The sequence below is a fragment of the Nonomuraea sp. NPDC048881 genome (genome assembly GCF_040649795.1).
In the GTDB taxonomy this organism is placed as follows: Bacteria; Actinomycetota; Actinomycetes; order Streptosporangiales; family Streptosporangiaceae; genus Nonomuraea.
The window spans coordinates 242,510-264,003 of record NZ_JBEZGC010000011.1 but is presented as its reverse complement, the minus strand read 5'-3'; the positions used below and the strand labels follow the sequence as shown (position 1 = coordinate 264,003).

At 71.8% G+C, this 21,494-nt stretch carries 21 protein-coding genes; 13 read left to right on the top strand and 8 right to left on the bottom strand.

Features of this window, described 5'->3' with window-relative positions:
- Window positions 1–82 precede the first annotated feature (82 nt).
- Entirely contained in the window at window positions 83–697 is a 615-nt protein-coding gene (locus tag AB0C33_RS34670) for an RNA polymerase sigma factor (protein WP_358295047.1), read from the top strand.
- Here AB0C33_RS34670 and AB0C33_RS34665 read toward each other — a convergent pair.
- Genes AB0C33_RS34665 through AB0C33_RS34655 form a run of 3 tightly spaced genes read right to left on the bottom strand, consistent with a single transcriptional unit; the run spans window position 630 to window position 3,558 of the window.
- Window positions 630–1,862 (bottom strand): epoxide hydrolase family protein, encoded by a 1,233-nt coding sequence (locus AB0C33_RS34665; RefSeq protein WP_358295045.1) that lies wholly within the window; start codon window positions 1,860–1,862, stop codon window positions 630–632. The genes AB0C33_RS34670 and AB0C33_RS34665 overlap by 68 nt on opposite strands.
- Before the next feature lie 13 nt (window positions 1,863–1,875).
- Window positions 1,876–2,334 (bottom strand): MarR family transcriptional regulator, encoded by a 459-nt coding sequence (locus tag AB0C33_RS34660; RefSeq protein WP_358295043.1) that lies wholly within the window; start codon window positions 2,332–2,334, stop codon window positions 1,876–1,878.
- Window positions 2,335–2,382: 48 nt separating this feature from the next.
- Window positions 2,383–3,558, bottom strand: coding sequence for an ROK family protein (locus AB0C33_RS34655; RefSeq protein WP_358295041.1), 1,176 nt, complete (start codon window positions 3,556–3,558; stop codon window positions 2,383–2,385).
- A gap of 131 nt (window positions 3,559–3,689) precedes the next feature.
- Between AB0C33_RS34655 and AB0C33_RS34650 the strand changes: the two genes are divergently transcribed.
- The 9 genes from AB0C33_RS34650 to AB0C33_RS34610 all read left to right on the top strand — a co-directional run bounded on the left by AB0C33_RS34650 (window position 3,690) and on the right by AB0C33_RS34610 (window position 14,193).
- Window positions 3,690–5,399 carry a beta-N-acetylhexosaminidase gene (locus tag AB0C33_RS34650; RefSeq protein ID WP_358295039.1) on the top strand — a complete coding sequence of 570 codons (1,710 nt, stop codon included), beginning with the start codon at window positions 3,690–3,692 and terminating at the stop codon, window positions 5,397–5,399.
- Window positions 5,396–7,768, top strand: a complete 2,373-nt coding sequence (locus tag AB0C33_RS34645; protein WP_358295038.1) for a phospholipase D-like domain-containing protein — start codon at window positions 5,396–5,398, stop codon at window positions 7,766–7,768. Before AB0C33_RS34650 ends, AB0C33_RS34645 begins: the two co-directional genes overlap by 4 nt.
- Before the next feature lie 71 nt (window positions 7,769–7,839).
- On the top strand, window positions 7,840–9,087 hold the full coding sequence (locus AB0C33_RS34640) for a sugar ABC transporter substrate-binding protein (protein ID WP_358295036.1): 1,248 nt from the start codon (window positions 7,840–7,842) through the stop codon (window positions 9,085–9,087).
- A gap of 3 nt (window positions 9,088–9,090) precedes the next feature.
- Window positions 9,091–10,023: a sugar ABC transporter permease gene (locus tag AB0C33_RS34635; protein WP_358295034.1), complete on the top strand. Its 933-nt coding sequence runs from the start codon at window positions 9,091–9,093 to the stop codon at window positions 10,021–10,023.
- Window positions 10,016–10,825 carry a carbohydrate ABC transporter permease gene (locus tag AB0C33_RS34630; protein ID WP_358295032.1) on the top strand — a complete coding sequence of 270 codons (810 nt, stop codon included), beginning with the start codon at window positions 10,016–10,018 and terminating at the stop codon, window positions 10,823–10,825. Before AB0C33_RS34635 ends, AB0C33_RS34630 begins: the two co-directional genes overlap by 8 nt.
- A 46-nt stretch (window positions 10,826–10,871) precedes the next feature.
- Window positions 10,872–12,620, top strand: a complete 1,749-nt coding sequence (locus tag AB0C33_RS34625) for a bifunctional metallophosphatase/5'-nucleotidase (RefSeq protein ID WP_358295030.1) — start codon at window positions 10,872–10,874, stop codon at window positions 12,618–12,620.
- Window positions 12,621–12,759: 139 nt separating this feature from the next.
- Window positions 12,760–12,987, top strand: coding sequence for a hypothetical protein (locus tag AB0C33_RS34620; RefSeq protein ID WP_358295028.1), 228 nt, complete (start codon window positions 12,760–12,762; stop codon window positions 12,985–12,987).
- A gap of 21 nt (window positions 12,988–13,008) precedes the next feature.
- Entirely contained in the window at window positions 13,009–13,755 is a 747-nt protein-coding gene (locus AB0C33_RS34615; protein ID WP_358295026.1) for an alpha/beta hydrolase, read from the top strand.
- Window positions 13,756–13,779: 24 nt separating this feature from the next.
- Window positions 13,780–14,193: a hypothetical protein gene (locus AB0C33_RS34610; protein WP_358295024.1), complete on the top strand. Its 414-nt coding sequence runs from the start codon at window positions 13,780–13,782 to the stop codon at window positions 14,191–14,193.
- A gap of 66 nt (window positions 14,194–14,259) precedes the next feature.
- Here AB0C33_RS34610 and gdhA read toward each other — a convergent pair whose 3' ends face one another.
- Window positions 14,260–15,603 carry an NADP-specific glutamate dehydrogenase gene (gdhA, locus tag AB0C33_RS34605; RefSeq protein ID WP_358295022.1) on the bottom strand — a complete coding sequence of 448 codons (1,344 nt, stop codon included), beginning with the start codon at window positions 15,601–15,603 and terminating at the stop codon, window positions 14,260–14,262.
- A gap of 168 nt (window positions 15,604–15,771) precedes the next feature.
- Here gdhA and AB0C33_RS34600 point away from each other — a divergent pair, with 168 nt between their 5' ends.
- Together AB0C33_RS34600 and AB0C33_RS34595 are read left to right on the top strand one after the other, a co-directional pair.
- Window positions 15,772–16,011 carry a DUF2945 domain-containing protein gene (locus AB0C33_RS34600; protein ID WP_358295020.1) on the top strand — a complete coding sequence of 80 codons (240 nt, stop codon included), beginning with the start codon at window positions 15,772–15,774 and terminating at the stop codon, window positions 16,009–16,011.
- On the top strand, window positions 16,008–16,337 hold the full coding sequence (locus AB0C33_RS34595) for a DUF3140 domain-containing protein (RefSeq protein ID WP_358295018.1): 330 nt from the start codon (window positions 16,008–16,010) through the stop codon (window positions 16,335–16,337). The genes AB0C33_RS34600 and AB0C33_RS34595 overlap by 4 nt, the downstream gene beginning before the upstream one ends.
- Before the next feature lie 30 nt (window positions 16,338–16,367).
- On the opposite strand, the gene AB0C33_RS34590 is transcribed toward AB0C33_RS34595, so the two are convergent.
- From AB0C33_RS34590 to AB0C33_RS34575, 4 genes are all read right to left on the bottom strand, one after another.
- Window positions 16,368–17,537, bottom strand: coding sequence for an MFS transporter (locus AB0C33_RS34590; RefSeq protein WP_358295016.1), 1,170 nt, complete (start codon window positions 17,535–17,537; stop codon window positions 16,368–16,370).
- Between the two features lie 194 nt (window positions 17,538–17,731).
- Entirely contained in the window at window positions 17,732–18,481 is a 750-nt protein-coding gene (locus AB0C33_RS34585; RefSeq protein WP_358295014.1) for a GNAT family N-acetyltransferase, read from the bottom strand.
- 235 nt (window positions 18,482–18,716) lie between these two features.
- On the bottom strand, window positions 18,717–19,130 hold the full coding sequence (locus AB0C33_RS34580; RefSeq protein ID WP_358295012.1) for an SRPBCC family protein: 414 nt from the start codon (window positions 19,128–19,130) through the stop codon (window positions 18,717–18,719).
- A 45-nt stretch (window positions 19,131–19,175) separates the two neighbouring features.
- Entirely contained in the window at window positions 19,176–20,306 is a 1,131-nt protein-coding gene (locus tag AB0C33_RS34575) for a hypothetical protein (protein ID WP_358295011.1), read from the bottom strand.
- A gap of 125 nt (window positions 20,307–20,431) precedes the next feature.
- Here AB0C33_RS34575 and AB0C33_RS34570 point away from each other — a divergent pair, with 125 nt between their 5' ends.
- Window positions 20,432–21,457, top strand: coding sequence for a pyridoxal-phosphate dependent enzyme (locus AB0C33_RS34570; protein WP_358295009.1), 1,026 nt, complete (start codon window positions 20,432–20,434; stop codon window positions 21,455–21,457).
- Window positions 21,458–21,494 lie beyond the last annotated feature (37 nt).

Below are 21,494 nucleotides of genomic sequence, written 5' to 3'. Positions count from 1 at the left end.
GTCCTTCGGACCACATGTTCTACGAACGACTCATCCGCGACCGAAGGACACGGTTTCGCCCGACCCACCCGAGCGCTTCACCGTGCTCTACGACACCTACCGGCCGCGGGTGTACGCCTACGCGGCCGGCCGCGCCGGGCGTCAGCTCGCGGAGGAAGTGGTCAGCGAGACCTTCCTGGTGGCCCGGCGGCGGCTGGACGACATTCCGGCCCACGCCGAGCTGCCGTGGCTCTTCCGCGTCGCCCGCAACGTCCTGCGCGACGACTTCCGGCAGACCGTACGGCGTCAGGCCCTGGAGGCCGAACTGCGGACCTGGGTCGAGGAGGCCGCCCTCGACGCGGGCGAACAAGCCACCGAGCGGGTCGCCGTCCTGCGGGCGCCGGCCTCCTTGTCCGAGGCCGACAAGGAACTGCTGACCCTGACCACCTGGCACGGCCTGTCCACCGCGGAGGCGGCCGAGGTGCTCGGCTGCACCAAGGCCGTCTTCTTCGTCCGGCTGCACCGGGCGCGTCGCCGGCTGCGGTCGGCGATGGAGGCCGGTGGCTCCGCCACGTCCCCGCAGCCTGTCACCGTTCCAGGTCCGGGCCGGGCCGGTCGTCGGATTCGGCGGGATCAGCGGGAAGGGGGCGTCAGCGGTGGGGGCGGAAGGTGCGGCGGAGGTCTGCGACCCACTCGTCGGGGATCTCCCACGGGATGAAGTGCCCGCCGCGAGCGTGGCAGGTGATGCCGGCGTGGTTGTACCAGGCGGCCCGGTCGCCGTCGAGGAAGCCGCGGATCCGCTGGTCGCCGGTCGTGACGCCGGGCGGGTTCTCGAAGTCGACGAACGTGATGCCCGTGGGCGCCTCGACGACCGGCCACCGGTCGTGCGACGGCGTCCAGGGGTAGCGGTTGTTGTTGGCGTAGGTGCGGATCGAGCTGTCGATCGTGTTGCCCGCCCAGAAGATCGTCGCGTGGGTGAGCAGGTCGTCCTTGGTGAAGACGTTCTCGACGTCGCCATGGTTGTCGGACCACTTCGTCCAGCGTTCCAGGATCCAGGCCAGCATGCCGGCGGGGGAGTCGGCCAGGCCGTGGCCGAGCGTGGACGGCGCGAGCATGTGCGCCGCCAGATGCACCGCGAACCGCCGGTCCAGCTCGACGAACCGGGCGTGCACGTCGGCGGGCAGGCCGTCCGGGATGGGCATGCCGCCGCTCAGGTCCCAGGCGCGGTCGCCGTTGAAGAAGGTGAGCTTCTGCGCCGAGCCGATGTGGATGGCGTACAGCTCGTCGGCGTACTTGTGGCCGAGCTGCCCGGTGACCAGCGCCCCGACGTCGCATCCGGCGGCGGCGTACCGGTCATGGCCGAGGACGCCGGTCATCAGCTCGTGCCACACGTCGGCGATCTTCCAGAAGTTCATGTCCGGCCGGCCGTCCAGCGGGGCCGAGAACCCGAAACCCGGCAGTGAGGGCACGATCACGTCGAACGCCTCCGCCGGATCCCCGCCGTGGGCGCCGGGGTCGGCGAGCGGGTCGATGACCTTCGACCAGTGCCAGAACGTCCAGGGCCAGCCGTGGCTGAGGATCAGCGGCACGGGGGCGGGGCCGACGCCGGGCTTGCGCATGAAGTGCACCGGCACGCCGCCGACGTCCACCCGGTAGTGCTCGTAGGCGTTGATCGCCTGCTCCGCCGCCCGCCAGTCGAAGCCGTCGGCCCAGTAGGCGACCAGCTCGCGCAGGTACTCGCCGCGCACGCCGTAGAAGCCGTCGTCGTTCCCGGCGGACGGCGCCCATCGCGTCATGGTGAGCCTGCGGCGCAGGTCGTCGAGCACCTCGTCCGGTACGTGCAGCGGCTCGGGGCGCAACGGGAAGGGAGTCGAGCGAGTCAAGGGAACCGTCCTCCTAGTCTTCGACACGCGCGGCGATCTCGGTCAGGCGGCCGAGGACGCCCGCGTACCGGGCCAGCTCCGCGCGCTCGTCCTCGCTCAGGTGCGCCACCAGGCGGGCGACCCGCGCCACCCGGTCGGCGCGCCGGGAGCGGACGATGTCCCTGCCCTCCTCGGTGAGGCTCAGCAGGACGGCGCGGCCGTCGCGCGGGTCGGGGCGGCGCGAGACCAGCCCGTCCCGTTCGAGCCTGGCGACCAGGCTGGTGAGCGCGGGCTGCTTGAGCTGTTCCGTCGCCGTCAGGTCGGTGAGCCGCATCGGACCCTTGCCCGCCAGCGTGTGCAGCACGGACAGGGTCGAGAAGCTGAGCCGCCTCACCGAGGGCAGCCGGATGAAGTACGCGTTGAAGTCCTCGATCGCGCCGACGAGCGCGTCGAGGTCGAGGGCGGGGCCGGGGTCCGCCGGAGAGGATGCCACGCGCCCATTTATATCGAAGTTCGATGCAAATGAGCTACATTCGGTGAGCTACACCATTAATGACGACGGAGGCGCCGCGACCGACAGGTCGATCTCCGGGTCGAAGAGCACCTTGGCCAGATGCTCGACGCCGTGGCACACGGCCCCGATGGCCACGCACTCGTCGCCGAGCACGGAGGCCCGCAGCTCGGGCGTGCGCAGGCACATCGTCTCCAGCTCGATCCGCAGCGGCTCCATGAGCACGTCGGCCGAGCGCGAGAACCCCCCGCCGAGCACCACCAGGTCGGGATCCACGGTGAGGGCCATCGCGGTGGTGGCCAGCGCGAGCACCTTGACGTAGCGCAGGACGGCCCGGCGCGCCTCCACGTCACCCTGCCTGGCGGCCTCGAACACCGCCCCCGCGACCGCCTCCGGCGGCGTGCCGGGCTCGACCGACGGGACGGCCTGCAGCAGCTCGCCCACGTGACCGAGGTTGAACAGCGGATGCACGCCGATCTCCCCGGCGGCGCCGCCGCTGCCGCGCAGGGGGACCCCGTCGAGCACGACGGCGGCGCCGGCCCGGCGTCCGACGTGCAGGAAGATCAGGTTTCGCGCGTCGCGGGCGATGCCCCTGCGGCACTCGGCCAGCGCGGCGAGCCTGCTGTCGTTCTCCACCAGGACGGGGCAGCGCAGCCGGTCGCCGAGGTGGTCGGCCAGCGGCACGTCCGACCAGTCCTGGATGGCCCGCGAGAGCACGACGCGCCCCTGCAGGTCGACGTAGCCCGTGCTGCCCGCGACCGCGAGCCAGACGTCGGCGGCGGCGGTGCCCGAGCCGGTCAGGCAGCCGTCGATGGCCCGGTCGACGGCGGCCAGCCGCTCGCCGCGCGGCTGCTCGGGAGTGACCGGCTCGCGGGTGGTGTGCAGGACGTTGCCGTCGAGGTCGGCCACGACCGCGAGCACCTTGTGCGCCCCTATGTCGAGGCCGAGCACCCGGCCCGTCTCCGCGTGGAACCGGTAGCGGCGCGCCGGCCTGCCCTTCTCGCCGCCGCTCGGATCCATCTGGACCACCCAGCCCAGCTCCATGAGGTCCTTGACCACCACCTTGATGGTGGCCCTGGCCAGGTCGGCGCGCTCGGCGAGCTGGGTCAGCGTCGCCGGCCCGCCGGCGCGCAGGGCCGAGAGCGCGGCGAGCGCGTTGAGCCGCCGGAGCCGCTGGAGATCGCCGCCGGTCACGGAGAGCGTCACTGATGACCCTTCTTGACGAATCTTAATGGTGAGCTCCATCATAAATCCTGATCGAGGCGCTCACCCAGAAAAAAGAGGCCAGATCACGGGCATGGCCGCGGGCGGCTCGCGGCGACCGGAAGCCGAGCGCCATGCTACGACCCGCCGCCCGCCCTGTCACCGACCGACGATCCCGCCCCCGAACCCCCCAGGGACCTGTCTTGCTGCTGCCACGACCCGTCCATGTGACCCCAGACGGCGGGGAACCCTTCGCCCTCACCGCGACCACAGTGATCGCCGCCCCTCCCGGCCTGTCGCGGGTGGCGGGCTGGCTGCGGGCCGCGTTGTCGCCCGCGACCGGCCTGCCGCTGCCCGCCGGAGCGCCGGGTCCGGGGGCGATCGAGTTCGCCCTGGCCGCCGGGCTCGGCCCGGAGGGTTACCGCCTGACCGTACGTCCCGACGGGGTGTGCGTCGAGGCGGGCGACGCGGCCGGGGCGTTCTACGGCGCGCAGACCCTGCGCCAGCTCCTCCCGCCCGCGGCCTTCCGTAGGGGCGCGGTCGGCGAGCAGGACTGGCTGCTCGCCCCGGTCACCGTCGCCGACCGGCCGCGCTTCCGGTGGCGCGGCTGCCTGATCGACGTGGCCAGGCACTTCCTGCCGAAGCCCGACCTGCTGCGGTACATCGACCTGCTGGCCGCCCACAAGCTCAACGTGCTGCATCTGCACCTCACCGACGACCAGGGCTGGCGGCTGGAGGTCAAGGGGTATCCGAAGCTCACCGAGGTCGGCGCCTGGCGCAGGGAGAGCCCGCTCGGCGACCGCCGGCACGGCGTGTTCGACGGCCGCCCGCACGGCGGCTTCTACACCCAGGACGACCTGCGCGAGATCGTCTCGTACGCGGCCGACCGGTTCGTCACCGTGGTGCCGGAGATCGAGCTGCCCGGCCACTCGCAGGCGGCCATCGCGGCCTATCCGGAGCTGGGCAACCTCGACGAACGGCTGGAGGTCGCCACCGGGTGGGGCGTCTCGCCCAACGTGCTCAACGTCGAGGACGCCACGCTCGCCTTCTACCGGGACGTGCTCGACCAGGTCATGGAGATCTTCCCCGGCGAGTACGTCTGCGTGGGCGGCGACGAGTGCCCCAAGGAGCAGTGGCGGCAGAGCCCGTCGGCCCAGCGCCGCATCGCCGAGCTCGGCCTGCGCGACGAGGAGGAGCTGCAGAGCTGGTTCATCGGCCAGTTCTCCGACCACCTGGCGGCGCGCGGCCGTCGCCTGCTCGGCTGGGACGAGATCATCGAGGGCGGCCTGCCGCCCGGGGCGACCGTGGCGTCCTGGCGCGGGACGTACGGCGCGGTCGCGGCGGCGCGGGCCGGGCACGACGTGGTCACCTGCCCCTTCACCGAGCTCTACCTGGACTTCCGGCAGTCCGACCGGCCCGACGAGCCGGTCCCGATCGGCAACGTGATCTCGCTGCGCGACGTCCACGGCTTCGAGCCGGTGCCGCCGGAGCTGACCGAGGCCGAGGCCGCCCGGGTCCTCGGCGCGCAGGCCAACCTCTGGACCGAGCACATCGACTCGCCCCGCGGGCTCGACTACATGGCCTTCCCACGGCTGTCGGCCTTCGCCGAGGTCGTGTGGAGCCCCGCCGGAGGCGACTTCGACGACTTCCTGGCGCGGCTGCGCCACCACGAGCGCCGGCTCGCCGCGCTGGGCGTGGAGTACCGCAAGGAGACCGGCCCCGAGCCGTGGCAGACCCGGCCGGACGTCCGCGGCCGGCCCAAGGAGCGGGCGGAGACCGAGGCCGAGGTGGCGGCCTGGACCCGCGGCCTGCGGCGGAACCTCAGCGAAGGGAAGCGAGCATGATCAAGCGTCTGTCCGTCGTCCTCGTCGGCCTGTCCTGCTTACTCGGCCTGGTCACCCCGGCCCAGGCGGCGGCCCCGGAGCTGTCGGCGTACTTCAGCAGGCCGAGCGTGGACGGCACGCTCGCCGACCCCCTGCCCGCGAAGGTGCTGGAGCTGATCGGGCTGGCCGCCCCGGACTCCACGCTGCGCGTGGCGACCTTCGTGCTGGAGATCAAGGCCGTCAAGGACGCCCTGGTGGCGGCGCACGACCGGCGGGTCGACGTACGGGTGGTGTCCGAGGGATCGGGGCACAACGCGCTCCTGGACGAGCTGGCCGCGGCCGGCGTGCCCGTCACGCTCTGCGACAGGGGCTGCAACGGGCCGGACACCGACATCAGCCACCACAAGTTCCTCGTCTTCAGCCGGCTCACGGACGGCAGGACCGACGTGGTCGTGCAGAGCTCGCAGAACCTCGCCCCCGACACCGGCCTGCACCAGAACATGCTGATCAGCTCGGGCGACGCCGCGCTGGCCGACGGCTACCGGCAGGTGTTCGACACGCTGGCCTCCCAGGTGCGCACCTCCTGGCGGGCGCCGTTCACCGCCACCAGCGGCAAGGTCACGGTCTGGATGGAGCCCCGCGACACCGCCTACGACCAGAGCGCCTACGGCAGCGCCGACCTGGTCGCGGCCATGATCCGGGACGTGGGCTGCCCCGGCTCGATCCGCGTGGTGCAGTCGCAGTTCGCCACGGACCGGCCGCTGGTCATCGCCGAGCTCAAGGCCAAGAAGCAGCAGGGCTGCGACGTCCAGGTGCTCGTGGCCGAGGGCAACCAGACGACCGCGACCGCCGCCGAGCTCGCCAAGGGCGGGATCGTGGTGCACACCTTCCGGCCCGGCGGCTGCCACTACCCGATCGGCGACACCTGCGCCCCGGACAGCATCCACTCCAAGATCATCCTGGTGGACGGGCCGTCGGCGGCGGCGGGCGGCGCGCGGCGCAGCTACGTCTACACCGGCTCCCACAACCTCAACGGCGGCTCCCTGACCGCCTCGGACGACTCCTTCGTCCGCGTCGACGACCCGGCCGTCTACGCGGCGTACGACGCCGACTTCGCCGCCATGAAGGACGAGGTCGTCAAGATCGTCCCCAGGGCCTTCCCCGGGGCCGGACTCCAGATGACCGCCAACGGCCCCGACGACCAGCGCGCGCCCAGGGCCGCCGCCATGCGGTCCGGCTACACGGCCGTGGCCTGGGAGGACGACCGCGACCGCGCCTCGGTGGAGGGCGCCGAGGTCTACGCGCGCATCTACCGCGACGGGCAGCCGGTGACCGGCCCCGTCAAGGTCTCGATGGGCGGCGTCGGCTGCGCCGCCGGCTGGAACCACGTGCAGCCGTCGGCCGGCGTCGACGACGCGGGCAACGCCTACGTCGCCTGGGCCGAGGACGGCGACTGCCGGGGCGAGCACAACATCGCGGTGCGCAGGCTCTCGCCGTCGGGCACGCTGAGCGCGACGATCTGGGCCAACGACCCGCAGTGGAGCGGCGACCAGACCCGGCCGAGGATCGCGGTCCGCGGCGCCGGCGGGTTCACGGTGGCCTGGGAGGACGGGCCGACCGGGACCGTCCGCGCGGCCGGCTACGCCTCGCTGACCATCCGTACCTTCGCGCCGCTCCAGGTGGGCACGGGCGACCGGCCCGACGTGGCCGTCGACGGCGCGGGCACCGCGACCGTGGTCTGGCAGCAGGCGCCCGACGTCTACGGCAGGCGGATCTCGGCGACCGGCGCGACCGTCGCCGCCGCCACCCGGATCAACACCAACGCCGCCACCCAGCACCTGGCCCCCGCCGTGGCGACGACCCCCGGCGGCGACAGCGTCGTGGCCTGGAGCGACAACGTGGCGGTCACCGGCGGCGACGTGACGACCGTCTGGCGGGTGCGGACGCGCGGCCTGACGCCCACCCTGGGCCAGAGGTTCGCGGAGATCCCCGTCGCGTTCGGCAGGTACGCGCCGAACACGCCCTCCGACGGCGGCAAGGAGTACCCGCCGCTCTGCGGAAAGACGGACCAGACCTACCGGTGCGCCGTCCAGGGGTCGCCGTCCGTGGCCGTCGACGACACCGGGCGGTTCGTGGTCGGCTGGACCGAGTCCGACCTGTGGAACGCCGGCCGCTCCCACGAGGTGTACGCCCGCGGGTTCAACGCCGACGGGACGACGACCGGCCGCTTCCCCTGCGAGCGCATGAACCCGAACACCGCCGGCGACCAGTCGGGCACCGCCGTCGCCGCCGACGGCAGCGGGTTCCACCTCTTCTACGTCGAGGACTTCGACGCCAACGGATACGGCGACGTCGTAGCCAGGACCGGCTTCACCAACACCGGACTCTGAGCCCGCCGCCCGCCGCGATCGAGACCCTGATCACCATCCCCCCGACGCCTTCTAGAGAAAAGGAACTGCCCGTGCGCCTGCGTATGGCACTCGCCGCCGCCCTGGCGATGACACTGGCCGGTTGTGGCTCCGGCTCCGACACCGCCGCCACCAAGCCAGGAAAAGTCACGATCAGCTACGCGATCTGGGAGAAGAACGACCAGCCCAGCACCCAGAAGATCATCGACGCCTTCCAGAAGCAGCACCCCGACGTCACCGTCAAGCTTGAGATCACCCCGTGGGACCAGTACTGGACCAAGCTCCAGACCGCGGCCACCGGCGGCGCGGCCCCCGACGTCTTCTGGATGAACAGCCTCAACGTGCGCATGTACGCCAAGGGCGGCGTCATCGCCCCCTTCGAGAACGCCGACGTCAGCGCCTTCCCGCAGGCCATCGTGGACGGCTACCGCTACGACGGCAAGCTGTACGGCATGCCGCGCGACGTCGGCGTCCCCGTGCTCTGGTACGACAAGGAGCTGTTCGACAAGGGCGGCGTCGCGTACCCGACCGCCGACTGGACCTGGGACGACCTCAAGGCCGCCGCCAAGAAGCTGACCGACCCGGCCAAGAAGCAGTACGGCCTGCTGGCCCCCCTGTGGGACCAGGGCGGCTTCTACCCCACGATGATCCAGGCCGGCGGCCACGTCATCTCCGCCGACGGCAAGAAGTCGGGCTTCGACGAGCCCGGCTCCATCCAGGGCCTGGAGTTCTGGACCGACATGATCAACAAGGACAAGGTGGCCCCGCCCGCCCAGGCGACCACCGACACCAGCCCCGTGCAGCTGTTCATGACCGGCAAGTACGCCATGTACTACGGCGGCTCGTGGCTGGCCAGCACGTTCAAGACCAACACCGAGCGCGGCGGCAAGGTCGACGTGGCGCCCCTGCCCAAGGGGCCGGCGCAGGAGGCCGTCATCCTGCTCGGCCTGGCCAACTCCGTCTCGGCCAAGAGCGAGCACCCGGCCGAGGCCGCGCAGTTCGCCACGTTCCTGTCCTCCGACGAGGCCGAGAAGATCCTCAGCGACTCCGGCGGCGCCTCGGTCTCCTCGCGGGCCGGCACCCAGGACGGCTGGTTCGCCGCCTTCCCGGACTACCACCTGAAGGAGACCTTCGACGCCTCGATCCCGAACGGCGTGCCGTACCCCGTCTCGCTCAACACCGCCAAGTGGCAGGACGTGCAGAACAAGCTCCTGGCCGAGGCGTGGGCGGGCAAGCGGCCGACCGCGGAGGCGGCCAAGGAGATCGCCGCGCAGATGAACGAGATCCTGGCCAAGGAGTAGCCGATGGTGCTGACCGAGGAACGGGCCGCCGCCGTCAAGGCGGCGGCCCCGCCGGGGCGGCGGTCGCGACGCGACTGGCTGTGGGGTTACGGGCTGATCGCGCCCATGGCCCTCGGGCTGGCCGTGTTCTACCTGTGGCCGATCGTCCAGACGCTCTACCTCAGCTTCACCGAGTCGGGCGTGTTCGGCGGGCAGACGTGGGTGGGCCTGGACAACTTCATCGCCCTCCTCGGCGACGAGGAGATGGCCGGCGCGCTGCGCAACACGCTGCTCTACTCCGTGCTCGTGCTGGTCGGGGTGCCGTTGTCGATCGTGATCGCGGCGCTGCTGAACGTGCCGGGGCTGCGCGGGCTGGGCTTCTACCGCACGCTGTACTTCCTGCCGGTGGTCACCATGCCCGCGGCCGTCGGCCTGACCTGGCGCTACCTGTACAACGGCGACTTCGGGCCGATCAACTACCTGCTCGGCCTGGTCGGGATCGACGGGCCGTACTGGGTGTCCGACCCCGAGTTCGCGATCTACGCGGTCGCGGTGGTCGGGATCTGGACCTCGCTCGGGTACAACGCGGTGTTGTTCCTGGCCGGGTTGCAGGGCATCCCCAAGCACTACTACGAGGCCGCCTCGATCGACGGTGCGGGCCGGGTGCGGCAGTTCTTCCGCATCACGCTGCCGCTGCTCACGCCCACCACGTTCTTCGTCGTGGTGATCACGCTGATCAACACGCTGCAGGTCTTCGACCTGGTCTACCTCATGATCGACACCAAGAGCCCGGCGCTGGCGGGCAGCCGCACGATCGTCTACCTCTTCTACGAGCAGGGCTTCGTGCAGAACAGCCGCGGCTACGCCGCCGCGATCGCGGTCGTGCTGCTGGCGCTGATCCTCATGCTGACCGCCGTCCAGTTCCGGCTGCAGAGGCGGTGGGTCCACTATGAGTAGGCGCTGGATCGTGCACGCGGTCCTGCTCATCGGCGGTCTGATCATGGTCATGCCGTTCGTCTGGCAGCTCGTGGTCTCGCTGCAGACCATGACCGAGTCGATGCGGGTGCCGCCCACGGCGGTCCCCTCCTGGCAGTGGCACAACTTCGCCGACGTGTTCCGGACCGTGCCGCTCGGGCGGCAGTTCCTCAACACGGTGGTCGTGACGGCCGCGGTGACGGCCGGGCAGCTGCTGCTGTGCTCGCTGGCGGCCTTCGCCTTCGCGCGGCTGGACTTCCCCGGGCGCGGGCCGGTCTTCATGTTGTTCCTGGCCGTGCTGATGGTGCCGGGGGAGCTGTTCCTGCTGCCCCGGTACGAGATCATGCAGGGCCTCGGCTGGCTCAACACCCTCCAGGCGCTCATCGCCCCCGGCGTCTTCGGCGCCTTCGGCACGTTCCTGCTGCGGCAGTTCTTCAAGACCCTGCCCAGGGAGCTGGACGAGGCGGCGCGGCTGGACGGCGCCAACCCGCTGCAGATCTACTGGTGGATCATGTTGCCGCTGGTCCGGCCCGGCCTGCTGGCGCTCGGGCTGCTGACCGTCATGTGGTCCTGGAGCAGCCTGCTGTGGCCGCTGGTGGTCAACACCGACCCGGAGATGATGACGCTCTCCGCCGGGCTGGCCTCGCTGCGCGGCCAGTACCTGACGAACTACCCCATCCTCTTCGCCGGGTCCGTCGTGGCCTCGCTGCCGATGATCGTTCTCTTCGTGGTCATGCAACGGCAGCTGATCGCCGGGATCGCGTTCACCGGCTCGAAGGGCTGATCCGCAAGTCTTTTCTCCCGCTATATCCCCTTGTTTAGGAGTCTGCGTGTCTTCGTTCCGTAAGTGGATCATTGTCGCCTTAGGCGTCACTCTGGCCTCGTCCGCCTCACCGGCACTGGCCGCGCCCAAGCCTGTGGACGTGCAGTTGCTGTCGCTCACCGACTTCCACGGCTACATCACCCCGCAGAGCAACGCCACCGACGGCACGATCAAGGATCCGCAGGGGAACACGCTGGTGGTGGGCGGCGCGCCGTACCTGGCCGCGCATCTCGACCGGCTCCGGCAGGGGCACGAGAACACGGTCACCTTCTCCAGCGGCGACAACTTCAGCGGCTGGCCCACCGAGGTGTCGTACCACGCCGACGAGCCCACGATCGAGTTCCTGAACAAGATCAAGGTGGAGTTCACCACGGTCGGGAACCACGAGCTGGACCGGTCCCTGGAGTTCCTGCGCGACCACATGGGCAAGGGGGAGTGCTTCGGCGAGGTCGGGCTCGACAGCTGCTTCACCGACTCCGACGGGCAGCCCTTCCAGGGCGCCGACTTCGACATCTCCACGGCCAACATCACCATGAAGGGCGACACCCGCCCGGTGCTCCCGCCGTACGTGATCAAGCGGTTCCAGGGCATCCCCGTCGGGTTCATCAACCTGACCACGCCCACCACCGTGGACGGCTCCACCTCCTACCAGCCGTCGCTGGACAACCTGCCGCTGGTGGAGACGGCCAACAAGTACGCCGAGATCCTCAAGCGCCGCGGCGTCAAGGCCATCGTCGCCAACGTGCACGAGGGCGGCAAGGCCGGCGAGGACTACAGCGGCTGCGGGGACCAGAAGGCCGGCCCCATCTGGGACTTCGCCAAGAACGCCTCGCCCGACATCGACGCCATCGTCACGGGCCACTGGCACTGGTACTTCAACTGCTCGATCCCCGACCCCGCGGGCAACCCCCGCCCGGTCGTCGAGGCCGCCAACCACGGCCGCCTCATCAGCGAGATCAACCTCAAGCTCGACCGCCGCACCCGCGACGTCATCAGGACCGCGACCACCGCGGCCAACCACCCGGTGACCCGCGACATCACGCCCGACCCCGCCATGGTGAAGCTGGTCGACCACTGGAACGCCATGCAGAAGGAGACCTACGCCAAGCCGTACGGGACCATCACCGGCGACCTCACCAGGACCCGCGACGTGACCGGGCAGAGCACGCTCGGCAACACCGTGGCCGACGTGGAGTACTTCGACTCCCAGCAGACCGAGGGCGGCAAGGCCGACCTGGCCATGGTGGCCGTGGCGCCGACCAAGGGCTCGAACTCGCTGCGCGGCGACCTGAGGTTCGCCAAGGGCGCCAACGCCGCCGACGCCGACGGCAAGGTGCTCATGGGCGAGTCGTGGGCCGCCTGGGGCTACGCCAACCCGGTGGTCACGGTGTCGGTCAAGGGCTCGCAGCTTGAGCAGGCCCTGGAGCAGCAGTGGCAGACGCAGGCCGACGGCACCGTGAAGTTCGCCCCGCTGGCCGTGTCGAAGAACGTGCGCTTCTCCTACTCCCCGAACCGGCCCGTGGGCGACCGGATCAACCCCGCCGACGTGGTCATCAACGGCCAGCCGCTCGACACCGGCCGGACCTACCGGCTCGCGGCGCTGGCGTACACGCTGCTCGGCGCCGACGGCTACACCGCCTTCGCCGGGTACACCGACGCGGTGCGCGGCAGCCGCGACTACGAGGCCATGCGGGCCTACCTGCGACAGGGCCCGCTGACCCCGCCCGCCCTGGACCGCGCGGTGGCCCTGCCGTAGTGCTCCGGGCGCGGGGGGCCACGGGGCCCTCCGCGCCCCGGAGTCGCGGTATGCTCCGATCATCGGTATATATCGTCGGCATGACTTCCAGGGCGATGCAGGAGCCGAGCACCGCGTCCTGCACGAGGAGGCGCTGGCCGTGGTGGCCGCGGGGCCGGCGCTGCGGTCGCCGGTCGGGCGCCGCGCGCTGGTGGTGCTGCTGCCGATGGTCGGCGTCCACGTGGGCGGGCTGCCCGGGGCCGGCCACCTGCTGAACGCGGTGTTGCTGGGGGTGCTGGCGGCCGTGGTGCTGGGCGTGACGGCCTGGATGGCCAGGGTCGCCGGAAAAGCCCCGACGCCGTCTCGCGTGGGACAAACCGGTCAGTGAATGACTGGTAACGTCTGCGCGATGACGATTTCTTATGACGTGGCAGGCGACGGACCGGCCCTGCTCCTCCTGCACGCGGGGGTCTGCGACCGGCGCATGTGGGACCCCCAGTGGGAGGCCCTGATCGCCGCCGGCTTCCGGGTGGTCCGGTGCGACCTGCGCGGCTTCGGGCAGAGCCCGCTGCCCACCGAGCCGTACAGCAACTCCGGCGACGTGCTGGGCCTCCTCGACAGCCTGGGCATCGACCGGTTCTTCCTGGTCGGCTGCTCCTACGGCGGGAAGGTGGCGCTGGAGGTCGCCGCGAGCAGCCCCGAGCGGGTGGAGGCGCTGATCCTGCTCTCCGCCGCCCTGCCGTGGCGGGAGCCGAGCGCCGAGCTGCGCGCGGTCGGCGAGCGCGAGGACGCGCTGGTCGAGGCCGGCGACCTGGCGGGCGCCGCGCAGCTGATGGTCGACCGCTGGCTGGGCCCCGACGCCGACGAGAAGGCCGGGCGGGCCGTGCACGAGATGCAGCTGCGCGCCTACGAGCTCCAGCTCGCCGAGGGGGTCGTCGGCCCGGTCAAGGTCCAGGTGGACCCGGCGGCCGTGACGATGCCGTGCCTGGCCGTGTCGGGCGCGCACGACGTCGCCGACTTCCGGCACACCGAGACCGACCTGCCCGCCGCCCGCAACGTCGAGCTGCCCTGGGCGGCCCACCTGGCGAGCATGGAACGGCCGGCCGAGGCCACCGAGCTGATCGTCGGGTTCCTGCGCGAGCAGACCCGCGCCTGACGCGCCAAGTCACGAGGAGGAGCAGTGAGCCCGCACGTCGACCGCGAACTCGTCCAGGCCGCCGCGGAGGTCGCCCGCACTCGGTGCCGGGGTGACAACCACACCATGGCGGCCGCCGCGCGCGCCTGCGACGGCCGGATAGTCACGGCGGTGAACGCCTACCACTTCACCGGCGGGCCCTGCGCCGAGCTGGTCCTCATCGGCACGGCGGCCGCCCAGGGCGCGTACGAGCTGGACACGATCGTCGCGGTGGGGGACCGGGAGCGCGGGGTCGTCCCGCCGTGCGGCCGTTGCCGTCAGGTGCTGCTGGACTACTTCCCGGCCCTCCAGGTCATCGTGGGCGACGGCGACCGTCTCCGTACGGTCCCCGTCACCGACCTGCTGCCCGAGACCTACGTCTGGGCCGACCACCAGCTGCCTCCCGGCGCCCCTGCCTGACCTCTCGCGCATGCCGCGCCGGGAGGGCAGGCGGGGGCGGAAGGGCAGGCCGGGGCGCCGGCGCGGTCAGATGAGGCCCAGCGCGAGCATGGCGTCGGCGACCCGGCGGAAGCCGTCGATGTTGGCGCCGGCCACGTAGTTGCCCGGCATGCCGTACTCGTCGGCGGTCTGCAGGCAGCGGCCGTGGATGTCCTGCATGATCTCCTGGAGGCGGCGCTCGGAGAACTCGAACGTCCAGGAGTCGCGGCTGGCGTTCTGCTGCATCTCCAGCGCGCTGGTGGCCACCCCGCCCGCGTTGGCCGCCTTGCCCGGCCCGAACGCGACGCCCGCCTCCAGGAACACCTTGATGCCCTCCGGCGTGGTCGGCATGTTGGCCCCCTCGCCGACCGCGACCAAGCCGTTGTCCACCAGGAACGCGGCGTCCCGGCCGGTGATCTCGTTCTGCGTGGCGGACGGCATCGCCACCTCGCAGGGCACCTCCCACACGCTGCGGTCCGGGACGAAGACGGCCTGCTCGCCCCGGCGCTCGGCGTACGTCTCCAGACGGCCCCGCTCGACCTGCTTGACCTGCTTGAGCAGGTCGAGGTCGATGCCCTTCTCGTCGAGCACGTAGCCGGAGGAGTCGGAGCAGGCCACCACGACGCCGCCGAGCTGCTCGATCTTCTCGATCGTGTAGACGGCCACGTTGCCGGAGCCCGACACGACGACCCGCTTGCCGTCGAACGACGTGCCGCGGGCCTTGAGCATCTCCTCGACGAAGAACGTGCAGCCGTAGCCGGTGGCCTCGGTGCGTACCTGGGCGCCGCCGTAGACCAGGCCCTTGCCGGTGATCACGCCGGATTCGTAGCGGTTGGTGATGCGCTTGTACTGGCCGAACAGGTAGCCGATCTCGCGCCCGCCGACGCCGATGTCACCGGCCGGGACGTCGGTGTACTCGCCGATGTGCCGGTAGAGCTCGGTCATGAAGCTCTGGCAGAAGTTCATCACCTCGCGGTCGGAGCGGCCCTTGGGGTCGAAGTCCGAGCCGCCCTTGCCGCCGCCGATGGGCAGGCCGGTCAGGCCGTTCTTGAAGATCTGCTCGAACCCGAGGAACTTCACGATGCCCAGGTAGACCGACGGGTGGAAGCGCAGCCCGCCCTTGTACGGCCCGAGCGCGCTGTTGAACTCCACCCGGAAGCCGCGGTTGATCTGCACCTCGCCCCGGTCGTCCAGCCACGGCACGCGGAAGATGATCTGCCGCTCGGGCTCGCAGATCCGCTCGATGATCTTCGATTCGGCGTACTCGGGATGCTTGCCGAGAACTGGGCCGATGCTTTCGAGCACCTCGCGCACGGCCTGGTGGAACTCGACCTCGCCGGGGTTCCGGCGCAGGACGTTGTCGTAGGTCGACGACAGTTTCTCGTGCAACAAGGGCTCCCTACATCACTGGTGCGATCCTGCTCACTTTACGATTCGGCCACGCGTGAGCAGCAGCCGCCCCGCCCCGAGGACGCCGTCGCCGGACCCGGGACGGCGCCGGTAAAGGAAGGTTTGCCCGCCTGACCGAGTGCGGGAGGGCGGTGGGGTAGCGCGGATCCCATGACCGGCAAGCGCAAGGACGATCCGTCCGTGGGTGACGAGGTCTCCTGGAAGAGCCACGGATCCACGGCCCGCGGCAAGGTGGAGAAGAAGATCACCAAGAGGACGAAGGAGGCCGGCCGTACGGTGGCGGCCTCGCCCGACGACCCGCAGTACGTCGTGCGCAGCGACAAGAGCGGGCGCGAGGCCGTGCACAAGCCGTCCGCCCTGCGCAAGGACAAGGGCAAGGGCGCGAAGTGAGCGATGACCGGGACGTGGCGGCCGAGTTCGGCCAGGCCGTCAACATGACCGCGCACGAGCTGGAACGCTGGCTGGACACCGAGGAGTCGAAGGAGGTCGGCCAGAAGCAGGACGGCGGCGGCGAGTCGACCGGCCACGCCTCCGGCCGCGAGATCGTCCGGCTCCTGCGCAAGGGCAGGTCCGCCTGGACCGGCCACGACTACGAGCACATGACCAAGGTGATCGGCTACATCCACCGGCACCTGGCGCAACGCCCGTCCGGTGACGTCCGGGAGACCCGGTGGCGCTACTCGCTGATGAACTGGGGGCACGACCCGCTCAAGTGAGACGGACGAGCGGCGTGCGGCGCTCGCTGCTCAGTCGTCGTGGGCGATGAGCATGAGCTGCCGCCACAGCAGCACCACGAACACCGCCGAACCGGCGAAGGCGAACCAGAAGGGCGCCGCGACGCCGAACCGGGTGGCCAGCACGCCGCCGATCAGCGAGCCGACCACCAGGCCGGCGTAGACGCAGACGGTGTTGACGCTGCCCACCCGTCCCTGCAGCTCCTGCGGGACCGCGCGCTGGCGGACGGTGCCCGAGGTGGTGCCCCAGATGAAGGCGTGCGCGCCGAAGACCAGGAAGATGGCTCCGGCGACCCACGGCGAACGGGTCAGGGCCAGGCCCAGGTGGGTGAACGTCTCGATGATGAGCCCGATCCGCATCAGGGCGCCGAGGCTGACCCTGCGGGTGATGGTCCCGTACAGGCCGGTGCCGATCAGGCCGCCGATCCCGCCGATGGTGGTCATCAGGCCGAACCCCATCGCGCCGAGGCCGAGCTGCTGCTGGGTGTAGAGGACGAGCACCGACCAGGCCGCGCCGAAGGTGAAGTTGAAGATCAGGATGGTGAGCGCCAGCGTGCGGACCGCCGGGTGCCGCACGGTCCAGCTGAACCCGGCGACGAGCTCACGTACGGTGTTCGGACGCGGCGCGTCGTCCGGCCGGACCCGCGCCGGCAGCGCGATGCGGGAGACCAGGACCATCCCCGCCAGCACCAGGAGCAGCTGGCTCGCGAACGGCCAGGTCAGGCCCAGTCCGAACAGCGCCGCGCCGATCGGCGGTCCGGCGAGCTGGTTGAGCGTGATGAACCCGGTGCCGAGGCGGGCGTTGGCGACGATCAGGTCGTCCCTGGAGACCATCATCGGCGTCAGCGTGGACGTCGCGTTGTCGGCGAACACCTCGGCGATGGACCGGAGCGTGAGCGCCGCCAGCGCCGTCGCCACGGTCACGGTGCCGGTCGCCATGAGCACGACGAGCGCCGCCAGCACCACGGCGCGCACGGCGTTCGCGACCAGCACGATCCTGCGGCGGTCGTACCGGTCGGACAGGACGCCGGCGTACAGGCCGAACGCCAGCGGCGGCGCCCAGCTCACCAGGGCGGACAGTGAGATCATCAGGGGGTCGCGGGTCAGCGTCGCGATCAGCAGCGGGCCGGCGGCGGCCGCGATCCCGTCACCGAGATTCGTCAGCCAGCTCGACGCCAGCAACCATCGGAACCCTGTCCCCAACCGGGCCGGCAGGACCCGTTCCACGACTGTGACCACGAGCGCAAAACCATACGTTTCACCGAGCGTCCAGGGCAACGCGTTTTCCACCAGGACCGCATCGCCCACCCGGGGCCGCCCCGAGAGCCCCTGGCCGTCCGGACCGTCCCGAGCCGTTACGGTCTCTCCCGGGGGTGTCAGGGGGTGCGGAAGCCTCGGAAGGTCACGGTTCGGCGGGTTCGGAAGCCGAGTCGCTCGTAGAGGGCGATCGCGCCGGTGTTGGCCTCGGCCACGTGCAGGAACGGGCGCTCGCCGCGGGCCACGATCCGCGAGACGAGCGCGCCGACCAGGCGGCCCGCGTGGCCTCGGCCGCGCGCCTCGGGTGCGGTGCACACGGCGCTGATCTCGGTCCAGCCCGGCGGCCGCAGCCGCTCGCCCGCCATCGCGACCAGCTTCCCGCCGTCGAAGACGCCGAGGTAGGCGCCCATTTCGCGGGTACGCGCCCAGAACGGCCCCGGTCGCGTCCTGGCGACGAGGTCGAGCATGTGCGGGACGTCGTCCGCGCCCAGCTCGGTGACGTCGCCCGGCGCGGCGGGGACGCGGTCGCCGCCGTCCCAGATCAGCTGGCGGCCGTCGAGGGCGAACACCGGCTCCCAGCCGGGCGGCGGGGTCGCCGGGGAGCTGAACAGGTCGGCGAGCTCACCCGGCCCGAGCAGCCGGGCCAGGTCGGCCCACGCCCGCTCGTCCGGCTCGGCAGGGACCGAGGAGAAGGTCGCCACCTCCGCCTGGTACGTGACCGCCGCGCCCAGCCGCCGGGCGAGGTGCGTGTGACGGCCGCGCAGTGACGCGCCTACCGGGTCGTCGAGCGGGGTGGCGTCGCGGTCCGCCATCGTGGTGTGCGCCTCTCGGGTGGTACGGGGGAGCCGGCTGGAGGGACGGGGGGTCATCCGGCGCCGGTCATCCTAATGACCTCGCCACGGTGCCCCTGTGGCCGGGCCTTGTGCCGACTCCCATGCCCCGCCTCTGTGCCGGGCCCCCTTGTGCTGGGCCCCTTGTGCTGGCCCCCTTGTGCTGGGCCCTGTGCCGGGCGCGGCACAGGGTTCTGAGCCAGTACCCGTGCGGGCCTTTGTGGCGGCGCAGCGGCGGGTCGCGGTGGGGCGGCGGCGGTCGGTGGCGCGGGGGTTAGTGGCGGGACGTGGTTTCGATCGTCTGTTTCATCTCCGCCGCGCCGTACTGCATCCGCAGGCCGACCTCGGCGGCTCGCGCGTCGGGCAGCACGTCGGTGATCCAGATCAGCCGGCCGGCCCCCTCGCCCTCCGGACGGACCTCGAAGGAGGCGTGATGGTGGGCCAGCGGCGGCCTCGCGCCCTCCACGACCGCGTAGGCCAGACGGCGGGCGTCGTCGTCGATCGCCACGATCAGCTCGCGGATCACGTGCCCGTCGGGGAACGTCAGGAACCGCTGGTCGCCGTCCAGCCTGGTGTCCTCGACGCGGCCCGGGAGCAGCCGTTCGTGCACGGCTCCGACGTCACGCAGGACGTCCCAGATGTGGTCGGGGGAGGCGTCGATGACGACTTCGTGCCGGATGGAGGCCATGGGGATCCTTTGTTTACGCACTTCATTATGAAGTACTTCGCTATGTTAGCGAACGTCCCAGTCCTCCTTTCGTGGCGGGTAAGCGAAGGTCTGGTGGTGGGCCCAGTCGCCGCGCACGACGCGGTAGTCGTGCGCCGCCTCGCTGGCGGGGTGGTCGGGGCCCACGTCGACCCGGTCGGCGACCGACCAGACGCCGTTGATCCGGTGCTCCACGGTGTAGAGGAACTCGTTGAACCCCGTCTCGGACACGCACGTGTTGACGACGGTGAGCGCCCGCCGGCCCGCCGTCAGCCTCGGCGGAAGATCGACGATCTGGTTCCGCCACTTGTGGACGGCGTCCTCCAGCAGCGGCCGCCACCTCGCCGCGGGCACGCCGTCCACGGCGATGGTCGCGTCCTGCAGGCCGACGCCGGCGTCGAGCCGGCGGATCAGCCGTACGCCGGTGTTGGCCGGGCTGACGCTCACGGTGAACCGGCTCGACCCGCCGCGGGGGAACGCGCGGCCGTCGTCGGTGACGATCTGGCCGGGGTCCACGGTCTGCCCGGACGCGCCTTCGGGCCGCGGCTCTGGCCGTCCCGACAGCCGCAGGGCGACGACGACGGCCAGGACCAGCGCGGCGGCCACCGGCACGGCGATCCCGGCGAACAGGACGGCCCGCCGCAGCCCGCCACCGCCCACGTCCGACACCGCCCCGCCCGGCAGCACCGGCCCCGCCGAGCCGACCGCGGCCGACAGCATGCCACCGGACGCCTGCGAGCTGCCAGCCGTCTGCGGGCTGCTGGACGCCTGCGGGCTGCCGAACGTATGCGGGCCGTCGGACGCCGGCGAGCCGCGGTCGTCCCAGGACCCGGCGGGCAGCCGGCTGATCCGCACCCGGTCCCAGGCCCGCTCCCACGCGGGCAGCTGGTGCTCGGGCACGCGGCACCCCCGCAGGAACGCCACCATGACCGCCTTCTTGGGAAAGCGCCGACCGGCCAGCATGTCCGCGCACGTGCTGCGCGGCAACCGGGCGCCGCCCGACCTGTCGGCCCGCGCCTGCAACTCCCGCAGCGACACGTCGGCCCGGGCGAACTGCTCGGCCAGCAGCCTCACCAGATCCTCGTGACAGGTCACCGACTCCGGCCCGGCGGCCTCCGCGGCGCCCGGCGGCGGCCCGCCGCCGTGGACCTCGCTCATCGCTCCCCACCCCGCCCTCTCTTGACCGGGCCGTAAGCCCCCGCAGACCAGCGACAGAAAGTGTACGGACGGTCGCGCCGCGTGTCCGGCTTCTCACGGCCCAGCCGTTGCTACGCTCCTGTGCCGTGCGGGAGACGCGGCTCGACACTGCTCGGATCCGGGCGGCACGCCCGATGATCGACCCCATGTTCCTCGACACGCCGCTGTTCCCCTGCCCGGCGCTGGAGCCCCACCTCGGGTGCGCGGTGAGCGTCAAGCTGGAGACGGCGAACCCGGTGCGCAGCTTCAAGGCCCGCGGCACGGAGCTGGTCGCGAGCCTGCTCGCCTACGGCGGCGCACGGGCCGTGGTGTGCGCCAGCGCGGGCAACCTCGGCCAGGCTCTCGCCTGGTCCGGCCGCCGGCGGGGCCTCGACGTCACCGTCGTGGCCCCCCGCTCCGCGCCCGCCGCCAAGCTCGACCGCATCCGCGCCCTGGACGCCGGGCTGGAGCTCGTGGACGGCGACTTCGACCTGGCCCGGGAGCGGGCGGCGGCCATGGCCCGGCACCACGGCATCCGGCTGGTCGAGGACAGCCTCGACATCGAGACCTGCGAGGGCGCCGCGACCATCGGCCTGGAACTGGCCGGAGCCCTGCCGCGGCACGACGCCGTGCCGTCGCACGACGCCGTGCCGCCGTACGACGCCGTGCCGCCGTACGACGCCGTGCTGATCGCCCTCGGCGGCGGGGCGCTGGCCACCGGCGTGGGGCACGTGCTGAAGGAGCTCGCGCCCGGCGTCGAGGTGATCTGCGTCCAGCCGCTGGGCGCGCCCGCGATGACCCTCTCGTGGCGACAGCGGCGCGTCGTCGCCACCGGCCCGACCCGCACCATCGCCGACGGCGTCGCGGGCCGGCGTCCGATCCCGGCCGTCCTGGCCGACCTCCTCGTGGTCGCCGACGACGCCGTCCTGGTGCGGGAGGAGTCGATCGTGGCTGGCATGCGGCTGCTCCTCGACCACGCCGGCCTGGTGGTGGAGCCGTCGGCCGCGCTGGGCGTCGCGGCGATCCTCGAAGACCGCGACCGCTTCGCCGGTCGGCACGTGGTCACCATCGTCTGCGGCGCCAACGTCGACATGGACGCCTACCGCCGCCGGATCGGCGCACCCCCGCCGTAGACCACGACCGCTTCCCGGCGCGGACGGCGCCTCGGAA